General features: G+C 61.3%; 18 protein-coding genes and 1 tRNA gene. 11 read left to right on the top strand and 8 right to left on the bottom strand.

Annotated features, from left to right (window positions below; all coding sequences use genetic code 11):
* Nucleotides 1-5 precede the first annotated feature (5 nt).
* Genes K663_RS10545 through K663_RS10530 form a run of 4 tightly spaced genes read right to left on the bottom strand, consistent with a single transcriptional unit; the run spans nt 6 to nt 4,380 of the window.
* Nucleotides 6-785 carry an SDR family NAD(P)-dependent oxidoreductase gene (locus K663_RS10545; RefSeq protein ID WP_062117100.1) on the bottom strand — a complete coding sequence of 260 codons (780 nt, stop codon included), beginning with the start codon at nt 783-785 and terminating at the stop codon, nt 6-8.
* Complete coding sequence (locus K663_RS10540; RefSeq protein ID WP_083535877.1) at nt 782-1,333, bottom strand: VOC family protein; 552 nt, start codon at nt 1,331-1,333, stop codon at nt 782-784. Before K663_RS10540 ends, K663_RS10545 begins: the two co-directional genes overlap by 4 nt.
* A gap of 39 nt (nt 1,334-1,372) precedes the next feature.
* Nucleotides 1,373-2,185 carry a ThuA domain-containing protein gene (locus K663_RS10535; protein WP_062117097.1) on the bottom strand — a complete coding sequence of 271 codons (813 nt, stop codon included), beginning with the start codon at nt 2,183-2,185 and terminating at the stop codon, nt 1,373-1,375.
* A gap of 2 nt (nt 2,186-2,187) precedes the next feature.
* Nucleotides 2,188-4,380, bottom strand: coding sequence for a TonB-dependent receptor (locus tag K663_RS10530; protein ID WP_062117095.1), 2,193 nt, complete (start codon nt 4,378-4,380; stop codon nt 2,188-2,190).
* 173 nt (nt 4,381-4,553) lie between these two features.
* Between K663_RS10530 and K663_RS10525 the strand changes: the two genes are divergently transcribed.
* Nucleotides 4,554-5,210: a GntR family transcriptional regulator gene (locus K663_RS10525; protein WP_062117092.1), complete on the top strand. Its 657-nt coding sequence runs from the start codon at nt 4,554-4,556 to the stop codon at nt 5,208-5,210.
* A gap of 247 nt (nt 5,211-5,457) precedes the next feature.
* Here K663_RS10525 and K663_RS10520 read toward each other — a convergent pair.
* The 3 genes from K663_RS10520 to K663_RS10510 all read right to left on the bottom strand — a co-directional run bounded on the left by K663_RS10520 (nt 5,458) and on the right by K663_RS10510 (nt 8,176).
* Nucleotides 5,458-5,532, bottom strand: a tRNA-Glu gene (locus K663_RS10520).
* Between the two features lie 284 nt (nt 5,533-5,816).
* Nucleotides 5,817-6,605 carry a SapC family protein gene (locus K663_RS10515; RefSeq protein ID WP_062120718.1) on the bottom strand — a complete coding sequence of 263 codons (789 nt, stop codon included), beginning with the start codon at nt 6,603-6,605 and terminating at the stop codon, nt 5,817-5,819.
* 131 nt (nt 6,606-6,736) lie between these two features.
* Nucleotides 6,737-8,176, bottom strand: coding sequence for an FAD-binding oxidoreductase (locus tag K663_RS10510; RefSeq protein ID WP_062117089.1), 1,440 nt, complete (start codon nt 8,174-8,176; stop codon nt 6,737-6,739).
* A 77-nt stretch (nt 8,177-8,253) separates the two neighbouring features.
* On the opposite strand from K663_RS10510, the gene K663_RS10505 reads away from it, so the two are divergent.
* Both K663_RS10505 and K663_RS10500 read left to right on the top strand, forming a co-directional pair.
* A complete protein-coding gene (locus K663_RS10505) occupies nt 8,254-8,685 on the top strand; it encodes a hypothetical protein (RefSeq protein WP_062120713.1) in 432 nt (143 codons plus the stop codon).
* A gap of 122 nt (nt 8,686-8,807) precedes the next feature.
* Nucleotides 8,808-10,178 carry a DEAD/DEAH box helicase gene (locus K663_RS10500; protein ID WP_062117087.1) on the top strand — a complete coding sequence of 457 codons (1,371 nt, stop codon included), beginning with the start codon at nt 8,808-8,810 and terminating at the stop codon, nt 10,176-10,178.
* 51 nt (nt 10,179-10,229) lie between these two features.
* Here K663_RS10500 and radC read toward each other — a convergent pair whose 3' ends face one another.
* Nucleotides 10,230-10,925, bottom strand: coding sequence for a RadC family protein (gene radC / locus K663_RS10495; RefSeq protein WP_062117084.1), 696 nt, complete (start codon nt 10,923-10,925; stop codon nt 10,230-10,232).
* A 131-nt stretch (nt 10,926-11,056) separates the two neighbouring features.
* Here radC and K663_RS10490 point away from each other — a divergent pair, with 131 nt between their 5' ends.
* The 8 genes from K663_RS10490 to K663_RS10455 all read left to right on the top strand — a co-directional run bounded on the left by K663_RS10490 (nt 11,057) and on the right by K663_RS10455 (nt 17,663).
* Complete coding sequence (locus K663_RS10490; protein WP_062117081.1) at nt 11,057-14,278, top strand: intermembrane phospholipid transport protein YdbH family protein; 3,222 nt, start codon at nt 11,057-11,059, stop codon at nt 14,276-14,278.
* Nucleotides 14,275-14,463 carry a YnbE family lipoprotein gene (locus K663_RS10485; protein ID WP_037466379.1) on the top strand — a complete coding sequence of 63 codons (189 nt, stop codon included), beginning with the start codon at nt 14,275-14,277 and terminating at the stop codon, nt 14,461-14,463. Before K663_RS10490 ends, K663_RS10485 begins: the two co-directional genes overlap by 4 nt.
* Nucleotides 14,460-14,861 carry a YdbL family protein gene (locus K663_RS10480; RefSeq protein ID WP_062117078.1) on the top strand — a complete coding sequence of 134 codons (402 nt, stop codon included), beginning with the start codon at nt 14,460-14,462 and terminating at the stop codon, nt 14,859-14,861. Before K663_RS10485 ends, K663_RS10480 begins: the two co-directional genes overlap by 4 nt.
* A gap of 177 nt (nt 14,862-15,038) precedes the next feature.
* Nucleotides 15,039-15,362: an AtpZ/AtpI family protein gene (locus K663_RS10475; protein WP_062120710.1), complete on the top strand. Its 324-nt coding sequence runs from the start codon at nt 15,039-15,041 to the stop codon at nt 15,360-15,362.
* A 46-nt stretch (nt 15,363-15,408) separates the two neighbouring features.
* Entirely contained in the window at nt 15,409-16,194 is a 786-nt protein-coding gene (locus tag K663_RS10470; protein ID WP_062117075.1) for a F0F1 ATP synthase subunit A, read from the top strand.
* A gap of 54 nt (nt 16,195-16,248) precedes the next feature.
* On the top strand, nt 16,249-16,476 hold the full coding sequence (locus K663_RS10465; protein ID WP_021240110.1) for a F0F1 ATP synthase subunit C: 228 nt from the start codon (nt 16,249-16,251) through the stop codon (nt 16,474-16,476).
* Nucleotides 16,477-16,561: 85 nt separating this feature from the next.
* Nucleotides 16,562-17,056 carry a F0F1 ATP synthase subunit B family protein gene (locus K663_RS10460; protein ID WP_062117072.1) on the top strand — a complete coding sequence of 165 codons (495 nt, stop codon included), beginning with the start codon at nt 16,562-16,564 and terminating at the stop codon, nt 17,054-17,056.
* Entirely contained in the window at nt 17,049-17,663 is a 615-nt protein-coding gene (locus tag K663_RS10455) for a F0F1 ATP synthase subunit B family protein (protein ID WP_062117069.1), read from the top strand. Before K663_RS10460 ends, K663_RS10455 begins: the two co-directional genes overlap by 8 nt.
* Nucleotides 17,664-17,696: the final 33 nt, after the last annotated feature.

The raw sequence follows: 17,696 nt of genomic DNA, 5'->3' as shown, positions 1-17,696 counted from the left end.
TAGGTTCAGCTCAACAGGACGCCGCCGTCGACGTTGATCGTTTGCCCGACCACATGATTGCTGGCCGACGAGGCCAGGAACAGGGCGGTGCCCGCGATATCCTCGGGCGATGCGATCGCGCCCGTGGGGGTCGCCGCCTCCGCCAGAGCGGTAAAGGCGCCAGGGTCGGCTTGAAGATAGCGCCGGCTAAAGTCGCGATCCAATTCGGCCCAAAGCCCTGAGCGCACGGGACCGGGGGCGATCGCGTTCACCCGCACACCCTGTTTGGCGAAGGCCAGCGCCATCGCCTGCGTGATACTGATCACCGCCGCCTTGCTGGCCGAATAGACGATGGTTTTTTCGTCCGCGCGCCGCCCGCCGATCGATGCAAGATTGATGATCCGGCCGCTACCCTGGGCGGTCATGGAGGGGATCACCGCCTGCGACATGGCGGCCAGGCCAAAGACGTTGACGTCGAAAATCCTCTGCCAGTCGGCATGGCAAACGTCGGTGATCGCGGTTGCATCGAACCGGCCCGCGGCATTCACCAATATGTCGATGCGCCCGTGCCGATCCAGCACGGCTTGCGTCAGCCGATTGATGGAGTCTTGACGGCTGACGTCCAGGTCCATGGCCTGAACGCTTTGGCCCATGCCGGCGATCCGGCCTGCCATCTCGTCCTGCCCCGCCAAATCGGCGACGATCACATGCGCTCCATTTTCGGCAAAGGCTGAAGCGATGGCGCCGCCGATGCCGCCTCCTGCGCCGGTGACGATGGCGACACGTTCAGACAGCAGGCCGCTCATGACGGCATCCGCCGAATGGGGTCGCTGCCGTCCCAGCTTTCGTTCGCTGCCCGCAGCATGGCGTGGACGGGGAGAAGTTCGGGACGAAGGCCGACCGCAATCTCGAACGCCAGGCCGCCGGGTAAGCCTTCGCCGGTCGCGAAATAGGCGAAACGGGAGCCGTCTGCATAGCCTTCATGCATCAGCTGCGCGCCGCTGGAGAGCGCCTGCGCATAGACCGCCTCGAATTCGGCATCCGACGCCTGCCAAGAAGACAGATGCTGGCATCCCTCCCGACCGCTGGCGAGGAAGTCCAGATAGCCGCTCGGCGCATCATTGGTCTGGGCGATGATCTCCACCTGAAGGTCGCCCGCCTGCGCATAGCCGAATGTGCAGACAGGGGAGGGGCCGGGAACACCGCGGTAGCGATAATCCTGAAATGTCGCACCCTCTATCACGAAGAAGGGGCCGACGCCCATATGGCGCCCCCAGTGCAGCATCGCTGCCTCGGCATCCTTCACCACGACGCCCAACTGCCGCACCGATCCGAATCTTGGAACCATCACCATTCGCGCGTCACGTCCTTCTTTCTCGTGTTCAATGCCGCCTTAAGCAGCCTTGTCCCTAATCAGCCAGTCGATCGCATTGCCCAGCAGCGTCCGGTATCCCGCATTGCCGTAGGCGGTTGGTCCATGGCCGCCCTGAATATAGATGATATCGCTTGCACCCTCATGCCGCATCCATGCGAAAAGGGCACTGCCCGGCGGCCGGTCCCAGCCTTCATTGTCGAACAGCCGTCCACCAACGGCAAGAGCGGATGAATGGAAATTCGACGTACTGAACATATGATCGCTCGCCATCAGCGGGATCACATCCTCTTCGAACACATCGAAGAGGTATAGTTCGTCCTCTAGGTCGAAGCCGTCCTCCAGCCCGGCCGTCACCGGATGCGGCATGACCGGTGCGACGTGATGGATCTGGTCGTGGATATATCCTGCATCGGGCACCAGGACGCCGTCGATGACACGCGGCTGGAACAGATATCGGCCGCCTGTCAAACGAGCGAAGCGCGGCCATGCGGGCCAGCTCGCGATCGCATGGTGCAGGAAAAGCAGCGGCATGCCCTTCGCCAGCAGGGTTTCGAAACCCCGCTGGAGCTTGTGGGGTGGATCGATGAGGGTAAGTTGCTCCGGCCCGCCCGGGGTGATGCCCGACATGTCATAAAAAAGTATCGCGGCGAAACGATCGAGCGCCTGCGCCTCGATCAATGCATCCACGCCCGGTTGTTCGACAATCGTCCAGGTCAGACCCGGCCGGGCGGACGCGATCGCGTCCAGCATCGTCCGGAAGGGCTCATGGTCATAGGCATGACCCTTCACGGCGACCAGGATGTTACGTGCGGCGAGGTAATCGATTGTCATCGTCAGAAATCGTAACGGATCGATCCTCCGAATGTGCGCGGCGCGGCGGGATGATATTCCGCAGCATAGACCGCGGTGACGGCCGACGCATAGTATTTCCGGCCAGTGAGATTGTTGACGTAGAAGCCGACACTCAGCCCGCCGGGCATCCGCACCGTTCCGTTCAGGTTGACGATGGTGAAGGCGTCCTGACGATCCAGGCGGAGCGGCCCGCTGGCACCCGGCGAGAAATCATAGCCGCTGGTATAGCGCGCCACTGCGGAAACCTCGGCCGTGACATCGCCCTTGAGGTCGAAGCTCAACGTCCCATAGACGCTGCCGCTGAACGTCGGCGAATAGGGCATGCGGTGCCCGCTCAAATCCTCAGACCCGTTGGCGAGGCCAATGCCGCCTGGCACAGGCTCGAAGATCGCGGCGCCTTCAAAGTCCTTGAAGCGTGAATGCAGATAGGTGCCGGAAGCGCCAAGAGAGAGCATCCGCGACAGTTTGGCGTCCACACTGCCTTCAACGCCCGTTGTGCGAGCGGAAGCTGCGTTCTGCGACACGATGCCGCCGGTGTTGAAGTCGACATGTGACACCTGAAGATCGTCATACCAATAATGGAAGACGGCAACTTCCGTTCGCAAACGGCCACCCATGAAGCTGTTCTTGGCGCCGACCTCCAGACTGGTGAGGTTTTCCTGATTGAGCGGCGTCACCGGCGCGAAGGTCGGCGTGTTGAATCCGCCGCTCTTGAAGCCCTTATTGTAGCTCACATAATAATTCGCGTTGCCGGGCTTGTAGGCGATGACCGCTCGCTGGGTCACGTCGCTGAAGCTCTTGGAGATGCCGAACTCGGCAGGCGATCCGCCGCCGAAGATCGAGCCGCCGGGGGAGTTGGCGACGGCAAGCTTCTTGGAGTCGCGATTATATCTCAGCCCTCCGGTCAGGCGCCAGTCCGGTGCGAAATCGACATAGGCCTCGCCATAGACCGAAAAAGAATTGAGCCGTGTGCGGTTGTCCGTTTCGACAGACGGCACCCCTGCAGTGGCATCGCCGCCAATATGAAGGTTGGCGCGGGCGCGGTCGCGTTCGTAAAAGGCGCCGGCCAGGAAATTGATCATGCCGTCGAAACTGGACGACAGCTGCACATCCTGCACGAAGGTCTTGCCGCGCTCCGTCACGACGCTGTTCAGGAAATCTGGGCCGGAAAAGTCATTGTCATTGTCCGCGCTGAAGCGGGTGTCGCGATAAGTGGTGATGCTGGTGAGCGTGAAGGCGTCAGCCTGGTAGATAAGGGTGAGGTTGTTGGAATAGGACCTCCCGACCGTCAGGTTCGGGCGACCGCTGACTTCATAGAAGCCTTCGGGTGGCGTGAAGCCGTAGATGTTGCAAATCAGGCAGAGATCGCCCGACAGGCGCTCCCGCAGCGAACCGTAGGACCCCTTATCACGGAAATATTCGGAGGTCAGCCGGACGGTCAGCGCGTCATTGGGCGTCCATTGTAGTTTGCCGCGCGCGAGCACGGACTTGCCGCCGCCCTCATCCTTTCCGGTCAGCACATTGTGGATGAAGCCGTCGCGCTCACGGTACTGGCCCGCGAAGCGGACGGCCAGGGTGTCGGAGACCGGCAGGTTCAGAACCGCTTGGCTGCGCCAGTCGTTGAAACGGCCATATTCCGTGAAGACATAGCCCTCCACACCGGAGGTTTGCGGATTATTCTGCTCAATGAGGATCGCGCCGCCGGTCGCGTTGCGGCCATATAGCGTGCCTTGGGGGCCTTTCAGCACCTGGACATTCTTGATGTCGACAAATTCCAGGATCGAGCCGGCCTGCCGCTGGACATACCCCCCATCGACATAGAGCGAGACGCTGGGATCGAGGCCGGGCCACGAATATTGCGATCCGACGCCGCGAATATAGGGCTGGCCGATGTTGGAATCGTTTCCGATGGTCAGACTGGGCACCCGGATCGACAGTTCCTCGCTGCGGCGCACGCCCAGCTTTGCCAGAGTGCCGCCCTCGACAGCGGCGATGGCGATCGGAACATCCTGCAGATTTTCGGCACGACGTTGCGCTGTGACGACGATGTCTCCCAGCTCCCCATCCGCGCTCTGTTTGTCCTGTGCAAGCAATGGCGTGGCCAGCGAAACCCCGATTGCCAGAATTCCCGCGCCTAATGCAAATCGCCGACCTTCCGTGAAACGCATCGTCATCCCCCAACTTATCCTGGCCGTACCGCCAGCGTGTTTGTACCGCTCCGATATAAGTCCTGCGTCAGATTGTAAACAATATTATGAAACGATAATGTCGGCCATGGAGAAGGCGCCTTGCGCATGTGCGGGGTTGATCTAAGAGGTAGAGACACCTGCATATGAGTATGAGATATATGACGAAGCGGAGCGATCGGCTGGGCGCGTCCCAGACGGTCGAGGACGTTGTTGCGCAGATCACGGATCGCCTCCTGAACGGCAAGATGGTGCCGGGGCAGCGTCTGATTGAGGCTGATCTGATGGCGGAACTGTCGACCGGGCGGGGGCCGATCCGGGAAGCGCTGCGCATTCTGGCGGGTGACGGTATCGTTGAACTCATGCCGAACCGGGGCGCGCGCGTCCGCAGCTATTCGCCGCAGGAAATCGTCGAAATCATGGAAGTGGTTGCGGCGCTCCAGTTTCTCGCCGCCGACCTCGTCATGGCGCGGCATCTCACGCCGGAGGAAATCCAGCCGTTACGGGACGCATGTGCGGTCATAGCAGCGGCCATGGAAACCGGTAACAAGCGGTTTGTGATGCGATCACTGCTGCAATATCAATACCGGTTCAACAGCCTTTCAAACAACCGGTACATCACCATTGCCATGGACGGCATGAACCATGGCTATCATTCCGACATCATTGCCGAGGGCGTGCCGCTTGAGAAATTGTCGGGCTGTGCCGAGAATTATGTTGCGCTGACTGATGCGATCACCGCTGGCGATGCCCAAAAAGTGCGCCAGATCATGAGGGTCAATTACGATACCATTATAGGGTCGCTGCGCGGCAATTAATCAATATGCTGGTGCCGTGCGCAACTGCTGCCGCGACAAGAGGCTGTTTCACGATCGCGACACGCCGAACGGGAACAGGGGGGGGGGGCGCAATGCCGGTTCCATCAACACGCCGGTGCCAGCCCTGATAAGGCGGTAGAGCGGGCTTTCACATCTTCAGGTCGCTATGGATCAATTGGCAGTTGAGTTTTCCTAGGCGCAGATAAGGGAAATTCCCCTTCGCTAATCCATAACATATTGAAAAATATGGTGACCCCTACGGGAATCGAACCCGTGTTTCAGCCGTGAGAGGGCCGCGTCCTGACCGCTAGACGAAGGGGCCTTGGCCGCATCGGCGGCTGGCAGGCGGTCGCGTTTAGGAGCGCCATCGCTTGCCGTCAAGCGAAACCGCGACCGGATTGAGCCGCATAAAAAACCACCCCATGTTTTCACATGGGGTGGCCAAGGTTCAGGGAGGAGACGCCTCCAAAGGGGGAGGCGCCCATACGACACACCCGAAAGGGGGGCAGGTGCGCCGTATGTTCGAAAGATAAAGAAGGTCTCCGCCACTTTCAAGTGGCGAGTGAAAACCTTTTCCCTAGCGCGCTGAAAAAGACGATTTTTCCATCAGGCTTCGGCCGGCTGTGGCGCCTGCGGGACAGAAATGGGGCCTTTGCCCTGCGCAACTTGAGATTCGAAAACCTCGCGTATCAGTTGCAGGGAGAACAGATGGGCATGGATCAGGGGCAGCATGCCGTTCTGGCTGATCTTGCGCAGCTGGTCGCCGCGCATGTCGCGCAGCTTTTCCTCATTCACCATGCGGAATCCGCGATACACGAAGGGCTGGTCATTGCCGGGAACCTGGATTGCGACCTCGCCGTCCATCAGCAGGTCAAGATCCTTCAGATCCTTCATGAACTGGCTGGTGCGGGCAGCAGCCTGCTCGAAATCTTCGCAGAATTTGAGAACGCCCTGCGTCAGTTCGCTCGGCTTGCCGTCATCGAACAGGGGTTGGCCCTCGTCAAATTCGCCGACCGCCTCGCTGGTCGGATCGAAGCAAAGCGACAGTTCGTCGCTGTCGGGGCGCAGCTTTGCCAGCATCCAGGGGTAACGGCGAACATAAGCCGGGACATAGGCGGGCCCGCGCAGCTTGCCTTCATCGTCGAGGAAGGTGTTGACGCCTTCGTTCAAGCCCATCAACGCGAGCGGCACGGCTTCGTCGCCCGCGGAAAAGATGATCGGGACGAAGCGCTGAGCCGCGACGAATTCATCGACGGTCAGGGGAACGGCATGCTGCTTGGTGAGGAAGGGCGCGGTCTCCACCGTCCGGCTGCGATAGGCCGTATGATCGACGCTGTTGAGCGGCAACAGGTCATTGTAGAAGACAGGAAGATTATTCGCGGGCGCGCTAGCCATGATGCTGTTCCATTCTGTCAAAAGCAGCGCATGCGTAGGCGCCGCCTTTCCTAAAAACTGGGTCAGGGCGATAAAGACCTTGGCGATGCGAGGCAATCGCTTTGTCGGGCCGTGCTGGGCTTCCTTTTGCCTTATCCCTCTTCGGGGCGCGGTATCAGCTTATCTGGGTTCATGAGGCCTTGCGGGTCGAAAGCGGCCTTGATCGCGCGCAACGCGTGGAGCCGGGCCGGGCTGGCCAGGCGACCCAGTTCGGCGCGCTTCATCTGCCCAATGCCATGCTCTGCTGAAATGGAGCCGCCTGCGGCGACGACCGCATCATGCACGAAGGCGTTGATCGCTTGGCCATTCGTGGCGATCCAGTTTGGACCATTGAGGGTGCCTTTGGGCGCGCGGACATGGAAATGAACATTCCCATCGCCCAAATGCCCGAATGATGACGCGGTCGTACCGGGGAAGGCGCGTTCCGCAGCTGCGGCCGCATCGATCATGAAGGTGGGCATTCGCGCTACGGGTACGCTGATGTCAAATTGGAGCGCCGGGCCTTGCGCGCGCTCGGATTCAGACAGCGATTCGCGGATTCGCCAGAAAGCGGAGGCTTGCGCTTCATTGGCGGCGACCGCGGCATCCACCGCGAGGCTGTTTTCCAATGCTTGTGCAAGCGCATCCTCAAGCCGCTCCGCCGGGCCGGGATCGGACAGATCGGCATGATCCACCTCGATCAGCACGTGCCAGGGCGTTCGGGTCTCAATGGGGCATCGGGTGCCGGGGATGTGGGAGAGCACATGGCCGAGTCCATCGTCGGCGATAATCTCGAACGCCTCGACGCTGTCGCCCAGGCGCGCCTCTGCCATGCGGAGCAGAACCAACGCGTCGGCGGGGGAACGGACGCCCACCCAGCCCACCGCGCGGGCGGCGATGGCCGGAACGAGGCGCAACGAGGCTGCGGTGATGATGCCGAGCGTTCCTTCAGCGCCGATCAGCAATTGCTTTATGTCATAGCCTCGGTTGTCCTTCTTGAGCGCGTCGAGACCTTGGAAAATGCTGCCATCGGGCAGAACCGCCTCAAGTCCTTCGACCAGCGCCCGCATAGTGCCGTGGCGCAAGACCTGCGTGCCGCCAGCATTTGTGGATATCAGTCCGCCGATCGTTGCAGAGCCCTTGGCGCCGAGGCTGAGCGGGAAGCGGCGTCCGGCTTCTTCGGCCGCGTCATGGAGCGTAGCCAGGATGACGCCTGCTTCGCATATGGCTAGATTGTCGTCCGGTGAGAGGGCGCGAATGCGGTTCATCCGGCGCAATGAAAGAATGAGAGCCGATCCATCGGGGGGAGGGGTCGCGCCACCTACCATCGACGTATTTCCGCCCTGCGGTACAAGAGGGACTCCAAGTTCGCCAGCAAGGGTGACCGCCGCCGCGACCTTTTCCGTACTATCGGGCTGCAGGATGGCGGCCGCGGCTCCGTGGAATCGGCCGCGCCAGTCAGTGAGCCACGGGGCTATGTCGTCCGGTTCCGTTACGACGCCCTTGGGTCCCAGCAGCGCCACGAACTGATCTATGATCTCTTGTCCTATCATGGGACGATGCTATGCCCCGGAATTCATCGACGGTTCAACCACCGGCTCCTAGCGTGCCGCCCCAAAAGGGGTTCGATTTGCTGCCTTCCGTCCTGCTGCTTCTTGTTGCGCCCGCCGGTGAACCCGTGCGGCTGGCGCAGATGACGATCCAGCAGCGGGTTATCATACGCGTGCCGATGGCAAAGAAGGGGCGAGCCCCAGCGCGCATTGCGCCGCACGGGCGCGCCTGGAAAGAAAAGAAGGGGCCGCGATGTATCGCCCTGCGATCGATAAGGTCCGCCAGCGTAGTCGTGGAAAATGGCGTCGATCTGTTGCTGGCGGACAACCATCGCTATCGCGCGCGATTGGAAAGAGGGTGTAATTCTATCGGATTCTATTCTGGTTTCTATGTCGAGCCGGACGATGATGGATCGCTTTGTTCAGGACGGGATGAATTGCAGGCCCGCAGCGGACTGACTTGCATCATAGGCAGTTTCAGGCGGCTGGAGCCGGCCGAACCGGAAGATTGAGGCCATCCGCAGGGTCTCTGTTGCGCGATTTCCTTGACAAGAAGCCGATATTTCAGCAAGGCGCGCGCGATTTCCTTCGCGTTTCAAAAGCGGCGGAGAGCCTCTTTGTCCCGGACAACTGAATGACTTTTGCCGATCTCGGCCTATCCGATGAATTATTGAAGGCCGTTGATGAGGCCGGATATGACACGCCTACGCCGATTCAAGCGCAGGCTATCCCTCCCGTGCTGATGATGAAGGACATTATCGGCATCGCTCAGACGGGGACGGGCAAGACCGCCAGCTTCGTCCTGCCGATGATCGACATCCTGGCGCATGGCCGCGCTCGCGCGCTGATGCCGCGATCGCTGATCCTGGAACCCACGCGCGAACTGGCCGCGCAGGTTGCCGAGAATTTCGAGAAATACGGTAAATATCACAAGCTCAACATGGCGCTGCTGATCGGCGGCGTGCAGATGGGCGATCAGCTCAAAGCCCTGGAAAAGGGCGTCGATGTGCTGATCGCGACGCCGGGGCGCCTGATGGACCTGTTCCAGCGGGGCAAGATATTGCTGAACGGCTGCTCGATGCTGGTCATCGACGAAGCGGACCGGATGCTCGACATGGGCTTCATCCCGGACATCGAGGAAATCTGCACCAAACTGCCTTCGCAGCGGCAGACCTTGCTTTTTTCCGCGACGATGCCCGCGCCGATCAAGAAGCTGGCCGATCGCTTCCTCACGAATCCGAAGTCGATTGAAGTGGCTCGGCCCGCCACGGCGTCGATCAACATCACCCAGCGGCTGGTAAAGGTCGATTCGCGCAAGAAGCGCGACGCGTTGCGAGCGATGCTGGAAGCCGAAGATGTGCTGAGCGCGGTGATCTTCTGCAATCGCAAGACGACGGTGCGCGACCTGAACAAGAGCCTTCAGCGCCACGGCTTCAAATCGGGCGAAATTCACGGGGACATCGACCAGTCGGCGCGTATTGCCGAACTGGAGCGGTTCCGTGCCGGCACTGTCAATATTCTGGTGGCCTCGGACGTGGCTGCCCGTGGGCTGGACATCAAGGGCGTCAGCCATGTGTTCAACTTCGATGCGCCCTGGCATCCCGATGATTACGTCCATCGCATCGGGCGCACGGGCCGTGCAGGCGCGAAGGGTGTGGCATATACCTTCGTTACTGCCGAGGACGCAGAGGCGATCGACAATATTCAGAAGCTGATCGGGCAGAAGATCGAAATGATCAATGCGCCAGCTGCGGCGTCGCCAGCCGCCGTGTCGCCGGACAGCGACGAGGAACCCCGCCGCTCGCAAGCCGAACGGAAGCCGGAACGTAAATCCGAAAAGCGGCGCGATGACCGGCGGCGGGAGGAACCTCGTGCGGCTCGGCCGGATTCTGCTCGGCAGGAGCAAGCTGCGCGGCCGCGTCGGCCTGAACCGGTGAGTGAGGGGCCGGATGACGGTTGGAACGGTCCGGTGCCGGAGTTTCTCTCCTTCGGATTTACGGGCTGAACCTTGTCCGAAGAAGCCTCTGGGCTTGTTCATTGAGCGGGGGCAGACTGTCTACAGCAGTCCCATCGCGCGCAGGCTGCTGTGGCCCTGTGATCCGATGATGATGTGGTCGTGGACCGCTATGTTGAGGCGCTTGCCCGCTTCAGCGATCTGGCGGGTAATCTCTATGTCCTGACGACTAGGTTCAGGAGAGCCACTGGGATGATTGTGCACCAGGATCAGCGCTGACGAACCCAGGTCGATGGCGCGGCGGATGACTTCGCGTGTGTATATGGCCGCCTGGTCGATCGATCCGTCGCCCATATGTTCGTCGCGGATCAGCATGTTGCGGCTGTTGAGGTGCAATACCCGGACGCGTTCCACGGTAAGGTAGGCCATGTCCGCGCGCAGATAATCGAGCAGTGCCTGCCAACTCGCCAGCACCGGCCGCTGCGCCACTTCGTTACGCAGCATCCGCAGCAGGGTCGCATGGACGATCTTGATCGCGGCGATGCTGGTGTCGCCCATGCCGGGCACGCGCGCAATGGCCTGCCAGTCGGCCGTCATCAGGCCGCCGATGCCGCCGAACTCACGCAGCAGCGCCTTGGCCAATGGTTTGGTATCTCGCCGGGGTATCGCCAGTGCAAGCAGATACTCAACTAATTCATGATCGTGCAGCGCTTCGCCGCCGCTGTCCGCCAATTTCTGCCGCAGCCGTGCACGATGCCCTACGCCGTCATGGCTGACTGCAACATCCCTGTCCGCCAATGCCTTATCATCCTTCGTTCAGACAGATGGACCTATGCGTTGCACATTTGCGGGGCAAGGATATTTAAGGGGCGCTGGACGTTATGCAGGCGTTACGGATCAAAGGTTGAAAGCCGGGGTTGGCCATAAATATGGAAGTTGAGGACGGCGAAGAGGAATTTCGCCGAGGCTGGCTCCGCTGGCTGGGCGTGGGGACGGGTTCTCTCGCGCTGATCCTCTTGGCGCTCTGGACTCAGCGCGCGCCCATTGCCGAGAATTTCATCGGACGGGAGATGAACCGGCGCGGCTTGCAGGCGAGCTACGATCTGAAGGAGATCGGGCTGCGCACGCAGCGAATCGAGAATATCGTTCTGGGCGATCCGGCCGATCCTGACCTGACCGCGCGATGGGTCGAAGTGGACATCGCCTTCACGGCTCTTTCTCCTCGCGTTGCGGCGGTTCGGGCGGGCGGCGTCCGGTTGCGAGGATCCTATAAGGACGGTGTGCTTCGCCTTGGTGAGCTGGACAAGTTCCGTGATCCTGCGTCAAAGGCGCCATTCAGCCTGCCCGATATCAAGCTGGCATTGAACGACGCGCAACTGCGCCTGGATACCGATGCCGGGGTGGTTGGCATGCAGATCGACGGCAAAGGCAATCTGCGCTCGGGTTTTAACGGACGTATCGCTGCTGCAATGCCCCGCGCCGCCTTCGCAGGATGCAGCGCTACGGATTCGACTGCATTGCTGGACGTCGCGATAAGAAATGAGCGCCCCCATCTTTCCGGCCCCGCGAAAGCCGCCGCTTTTGGTTGCAGGGACAGCGCGACCGCGATTGCCAAGCCGCAGGTCGAGCTGGATCTGTGGCTTGGGAAAGCGCTCGACCGGTGGAACGGTCATGTCGTTTTGGCGGGGGAAGCGTTGAAGTCCAACGGTGCGGTGCTCGCCAAACCTTCCGCCCGGATAGAGTTTGACGGAAACGCGGCACGCACCGCCGGTCGAGCGAGGATCAGTGCATCTGCGCTGTCGATGGCAGGCGCCGTGACTGGGCAATCGGACATCGTCGGTGGCTGGAGCATCGACAAAGATGGCGCCGAGGCGCAGGGGCGGCTTTCCGCGCATCAGGTACGTCTTGCGGGGCGCGATCCGCTGGCAGGTTTGAAGCGCTCGGCCGCAGGCACGCCGGTCTCGCCCCTGGTTGCGCGGCTGGCCGATGCTGTGCGGCGGGCGGGCAAAGACAATGTTCTGCGCAGTAACATAGCATTTTCGCAGCGGGGCAAAGGTGGGGGTCTGGTGCTTACCGGCACCCGTTTCGACGCGAGAAGCGGCGCCCGGATAGCGGTGCCGGGCGATGGGCGCATAACCATTGGCTGGCCCGGAAAGGCAGACGCGACGATCGACTGGGCGTTGAACGGAGCGGTGACAACTGGAGGAGGGGGGCTGCCAAGCGGAGCGCTTCGCCTCGCCCGGCGGCCTGGCGGCGGCTTTGGCGGTCAGCTCTTCGTTGATCCATATGCGGCCGGGGAAGCGAAGCTGGCGTTGGAGCCGGTCCGGTTCAGCGCCGGGGCTCAAGGCGATACCCGCTTTTCTACGGTCGTCAGGTTGGACGGACCGCTACCGGATGGGCGGTTGCGTGGGCTTGTGGTCCCTGTGGAAGGGCAAGTGAGCACAGACGGTGCGATAGCCATCAATCACCGCTGCGTGCCGCTGGCGCTGGAGGAGGCGCGCTATGGCAGCTTCTCCGTGGGACGGACGCGGCAAACGCTGTGCCCTATCGGCGGAGGCGCCTTGTTCGCGACAGGGCCTGCGGGCGTCCGGGCGGGCGCGGAAATCCGCAGCCTGGATTTGCAGGGCCGCAGCGGCCAGAGTCCGATGCGATTGTCCGCCGACCGCGCGAGGATCGCTTTGGGGCAGGAAGGCTTTGGCCTTTCAAGAGTCGAACTGATGATCGGAGAAAAGGAGTCACCGGTTCGGCTCACTGCCGAGACACTGACGGGGAAAAGCGATGCGCAAGGCCTGAATGGCCGGGTGACAGGCGCTGCTGGCAGGATCGGCGACGTTCCCCTGATCGTGGAAAATGGCGCAGGGCAGTGGAGCTTCGCGCGAGGAGCGTTGAAGCTGGCGGCGGCGATCACGGTGCGCGATGCTCAGCTTCCCGCGCGCTTTGAACCTTTGCAGTCGCCGGATTTTGCGCTCACGCTGCGGGACGGCAGGATCGTGGCCACGGGGGCGCTTCGCACGCCGCGTAATGACGCGATGGTCGCTCGCGCCGATATCATGCACGATCTTGGTTCTGGAAAGGGCAATGCAGACCTGACCGTGCCGGGACTGGTTTTCGGTCCCGCCCTGCAACCCGAAGATGTGACCCGGCTTGCGCTTGGCGTCGTCGCCAATGTCGATGCAACCGTGACGGGTGAAGGCCATATCCGCTGGGACGGGACGGCGGTTGCCAGTGACGGGCTGTTCCGCACGGACAATGCCAATCTTGCCGCAGCCTTTGGCCCTGTTGAAGGCCTGTCGGGCGAATTGCGCTTCACCGATCTGCTGGGACTGGTCAGTGCTCCGGGGCAGGAAGCGCGGATGAAAACAGTCAATCCCGGTGTGGAGGTGCGCGACGGTGTCGTCCGCTATAGGCTGGACCCAGGTCAGAAAGTGCGTGTTGAGGGTGGCGGGTGGCCTTTCTCGGGCGGGCAGCTGGTCCTCCTTCCCACCACGCTGGATTTCAGCGCGGATGTTGATCGCTATCTGACTTTCCGGGTTATCGGCCTGGACGCCGGCGCCTTCATTCAGACGATGGAGCTGGACAATATTTCGGCCACGGGGACATTCGATGGACTCATGCCACTTATCTTCAATGCCCAGGGCGGCCGTGTCGCGGGCGGAGTGCTGGTCGCGCGGCAGCAGGGCATGGCCCCGTTGATAATGCCGGAAGGGGTTCTGCCTGCTATCCCGTGCGATCCGGCACGCCAGTCGGGAACGCTGTCCTATGTCGGTCCCGTTTCGAACCAACAGTTGGGCGCGATGGGGCGGTTGGCCTTCGACGCACTCAAGAATCTGCAATATAAATGCCTCACCATCCTGATGGATGGCGCGTTGGACGGCGAGATGGTGACCAATGTCGTGTTCAATGGAGTTAATCGCGGCAAGCTGGGTGACGTTCCGGCAGGTATGGCGCAGAATCTGACGGGTCTGCCCTTCATCTTCAACGTGCGTATCTCCGCGCCTTTTCGCGGGCTGCTGGGGACCGCAAAATCCCTGATTGATCCCTCTACGCTTATCCAGAACAGCATAGGCGACCAGATGCAGGACAAGATTCGCGAGGGGATTGCAGTTAAGCCTGTGGAAAGCGACACTGTGCCAAACAGGGAGCAGAAATGAAAAGAGAAGCAATCTTGGCGGCGGCTTTGGCCGGTTTGGCTCTTACGGGCTGTATCCAGGTTAAGGCGCCGGACAAGCCGATCGAAATCAACCTCAATGTGAAGGTGCAGCAGGAGGTGGTCGTCCGGCTGCAGCGCGACGCGCAAGACCTTATCCAGAATAATCCGGAGTTGTTCCCGCAATGACACGCAAATTTTTGATGATCGCCGCTGGTGCAGCCGTTGCCTTGGCAACCGGATTGGTGGTGAGCGCTCCGGCCCGTGCGCAATCAGGGGCGGTCGCCTCTGCCATGGCGGAGGGCGCGGTCGGCGAACAAGCTGACGGCTATCTTGGCATCGCCGGATCGGTCAGCGCCGCCGTGCGGTCTGAAGTCGAATCGATCAACATCAAGCGCCGCGCCGCTTACACTGACCTCGCGAGCAAGCGGGGGGTCACTGTACAGGACGTTGCCGCCGCGACCGGGTGCCAGACGCTGAGCAGGCGGGTGAAGCAGGGACAGGTCTATCGCGTGGGCGCCGGACCGTGGCAGACGAAGGGCGCAGCGCCCATTTCGCTGCCGGCCTATTGCGCGACGGCGGGATAGTAAGCTCGCCAATTGGCGGAGTTTTTCCGCTGGTTCGTCCTGCAGGATGATTCTCCTGCCCAACTACGGTTGACTATCCCGAAAGCCCTTTCTAAACGGGCCGCGCCTTGACGGGTGCAGCCGCACGCGCCATGCCGCCAGACGTCGGCTTATCTGTCCGAACGGAAAGGAATGGCCATGGCAGCGGATGTACCTGGGCAAGACCCGGCGGATGAGGACGAGCGGATTGCTTCTCTGGAGGAGCGGATCGCGAAGGCCGAACGAGCCGAGAAGGTCAGACAGGGGACCACGAAGCAGCAGGCCGATGATGGATCGCGCCTGGGCAACAGGGTTCTCGCAGAACTGATCGGTGGTCTTGCTGGCGGTGCCGTCGTTGGTGGGACTTTGGACTACTTTCTGCGGACATCCCCGTGGCTCCTGCTCGCATTCCTCGGTCTTGGGATCGTGGTGGCGTTCAGGAACATCATCAGATTGACGACGACGAAGCGTCCCGGCGAATAGGGGCGCTTTTATCTTAGTCCGCATACCAGACGTTACAGGGGTCAACGTGGCAGAATCCGGCAAAATCGATCCGATGCACCAGTTTGCGATCGAACCGCTGTTCGGTACGGAGGATCTGTCCCTCGGCGGCTTCAATATCGCCTTCACGAACAGCGCGCTCTATATGGTTGCAGCTGCCGTGGTCCTTTGGATCTTCGTGATCGGAGGCTTGAAGCGCGAACTGGTGCCCGGCCGTTGGCAGATGGCGGTCGAATATATGACCGGCTTCATCAAGAGCCTGCTGATCGCCAATGTGGGTGAAGGCGGCAAGAAGTACATTCCCTATGTCTTCTCGCTGTTCATGTTCATCCTGTTGGCGAACCTGCTCGGCCTGTTGCCGCTGGGCCTGGTCGGTTTGCACCCCTTCACATTCACCAGCCATTTCACCGCAACCGGTGTGCTGGCGATCCTGAGCTTCTCGATCGTGCTGGCGGTGGGCTTCTACAAGCATGGCCTGCACTTTTTCTCGCTGTTCGTACCCCATGGCACGCCGCTGCCGATGATTCCGGTGATCTTTCCGATCGAGCTGGTGTCGTTCATGGTGCGGCCGTTCAGCCTTGGCCTGCGACTGTTCGTCGCTATGACTGCCGGCCACGTGCTGCTGAAGGTGTTGGCCGGGTTCGTGATCAACAGCTCCAATGCAGGCATCGGCTATGGCCTGACGGTCGGTTCAGCGAGCTTCATCCTGATGATCGGCATCAGTGCGCTGGAAATGCTGGTCGCCGTCATCCAGGCTTATGTGTTTGCCCTGCTGACCTCGGTCTATCTGAACGACGCCGAGAATCTGCACTAAGTTTTCCGCTATTCCTCAACCGTTTGTACAAGTTTAGAAAAGGGAGTTTACGACATGGACGCAGAAGCCGCAAAGCTGCTCGGTGCTGGCCTGGCCGCCATTGGTGCGGGTCTCGCATCGCTTGGTGTGGGCAACGTGTTCGCATCGTTCCTGGAAGGCGCACTGCGCAATCCGGGCGCTGCTGACGGCCAGCAGGGCCGGCTGTTCATCGGTTTCGCCGCTGCAGAACTTCTGGGTCTGCTGGCGTTCGTTATCGCCATGATCCTGGTGTTCGTGGCCTGACAACCGCTTGGCGAGCGGGCAGGGCGGCGAGTGCCGTTCCGTCCGCTCGCATGAATTGACGGTGCCCTGATCGGACGGACCCAAAATGCCTCAAATCGCGCAAATCGCCGAAACATATGCGTCCCAAATTTTCTGGATGTTGCTGACGTTCGGCTTTGTCTTCTTCGTCATCGGCCGGGGTATGGTCCCCAAGGTTCAGGCGACGGCCGACGCGCGCGACGCGAAGATCACCGGTGATCTGGATGCGGCCAAGGCTGCGTTCGCTCGTGCCGATGAAGTAGAGGCGGATTATCGCGCGCGTGACGCCGAAAACCGCGCTGCAACTCAGGCGACACTGGCGCGGGCCAAGTCGGAAGCCGCCAAGGCATCCGAAGGTCAGCTAGCAGCGGCCGACGCAGAGATTGCCAGCCGGATCGGCGCAGCCGAAGCGCGTATTCAGGCTGCCAGTCAGGCAGCGTTGGCAGAGATTGAAACCGTCGCAGCCGACGCGGCGCGCGACATGGTGGCCCGCATTTCCGGCGTGCAAGCGTCGGAAGAAGCAGCCCGCAACGCAGTAAAGGCGGCACTGGCCCATGGCTGAGGCAGCAGCACAGCATAGCGAAGGTACGCCTCCGCACCTCAACGAAGCGATTCACGCCGAAGGCATGGAGCCGGTCGGCACCGTGGCTCATGAAGGCGTCGTCCCGCATACTGACCCCAAGGCTGTCGGCATGGACGCAACCGCCTGGGTGAGCCTGGCGATGGCGGTGTTTATCGTCATCCTGCTCATCAAGAAGGTTCCCGCCCTGATTGGCGGCGCGCTGGACGGTCGGATCGCCCAGATCAAGAGCCAGCTGGCCGAAGCCGAAAAGCTGCGCGCCGAAGCTGAGGCGCTGAAGGGCGAGTATGAAGCAAAGCTGGCGGCTGCCGCTGGTGAAGCTGAGGCCATGCGCAAGTCGGCCGAAAGCGAAGCGGCCACGCTGTTGGAAGATGCGAAGGCTAATGCGGTCGCATTGGTCGCCCGGCGTCAGAAGATGGCGGAAGACAAAATCGGCGCGGCGGAACGCGCGGCGATTGCGGGGATCCGTACCAAGGCCGTCAACGCGGCGACAAGCGCTGCGGCGGCTTTGATCGCGCAGAAGCACGATGCTGGGGCCGACAAGCAGTTGGTAGACAGCGCCATCAAGAGCTTGGGCGCTGGCGTCTAAAGCGTAAAATCACATGCCTTTGAAAGGGCCGGT

This window comes from Sphingobium sp. MI1205 (assembly GCF_001563285.1).
GTDB lineage: Bacteria > Pseudomonadota > Alphaproteobacteria > Sphingomonadales > Sphingomonadaceae > Sphingobium.
This window is presented reverse-complemented; position numbering and strand designations above follow the sequence as displayed.

Bases quoted from the DNA above. Each gene is read 5' to 3' on its own strand.
- K663_RS10510 (WP_062117089.1), bottom strand. From the start codon at position 8,176: ATGATAGGACAAGAGATCATAGATCAGTTCGTGGCGCTGCTGGGACCC.
- K663_RS10540 (WP_083535877.1), bottom strand. From the start codon at position 1,333: ATGGTGATGGTTCCAAGATTCGGATCGGTGCGGCAGTTGGGCGTCGTG.
- K663_RS10530 (WP_062117095.1), bottom strand. From the start codon at position 4,380: ATGACGATGCGTTTCACGGAAGGTCGGCGATTTGCATTAGGCGCGGGA.
- K663_RS10515 (WP_062120718.1), bottom strand. From the start codon at position 6,605: ATGGCTAGCGCGCCCGCGAATAATCTTCCTGTCTTCTACAATGACCTG.
- K663_RS10480 (WP_062117078.1), top strand. From the start codon at position 14,460: ATGACACGCAAATTTTTGATGATCGCCGCTGGTGCAGCCGTTGCCTTG.
- K663_RS10475 (WP_062120710.1), top strand. From the start codon at position 15,039: ATGGCAGCGGATGTACCTGGGCAAGACCCGGCGGATGAGGACGAGCGG.
- K663_RS10485 (WP_037466379.1), top strand. From the start codon at position 14,275: ATGAAAAGAGAAGCAATCTTGGCGGCGGCTTTGGCCGGTTTGGCTCTT.
- K663_RS10490 (WP_062117081.1), top strand. From the start codon at position 11,057: ATGGAAGTTGAGGACGGCGAAGAGGAATTTCGCCGAGGCTGGCTCCGC.
- K663_RS10460 (WP_062117072.1), top strand. From the start codon at position 16,562: ATGCCTCAAATCGCGCAAATCGCCGAAACATATGCGTCCCAAATTTTC.
- K663_RS10465 (WP_021240110.1), top strand. From the start codon at position 16,249: ATGGACGCAGAAGCCGCAAAGCTGCTCGGTGCTGGCCTGGCCGCCATT.
- K663_RS10535 (WP_062117097.1), bottom strand. From the start codon at position 2,185: ATGACAATCGATTACCTCGCCGCACGTAACATCCTGGTCGCCGTGAAG.
- K663_RS10500 (WP_062117087.1), top strand. From the start codon at position 8,808: ATGACTTTTGCCGATCTCGGCCTATCCGATGAATTATTGAAGGCCGTT.
- K663_RS10455 (WP_062117069.1), top strand. From the start codon at position 17,049: ATGGCTGAGGCAGCAGCACAGCATAGCGAAGGTACGCCTCCGCACCTC.
- K663_RS10545 (WP_062117100.1), bottom strand. From the start codon at position 785: ATGAGCGGCCTGCTGTCTGAACGTGTCGCCATCGTCACCGGCGCAGGA.
- K663_RS10525 (WP_062117092.1), top strand. From the start codon at position 4,554: ATGACGAAGCGGAGCGATCGGCTGGGCGCGTCCCAGACGGTCGAGGAC.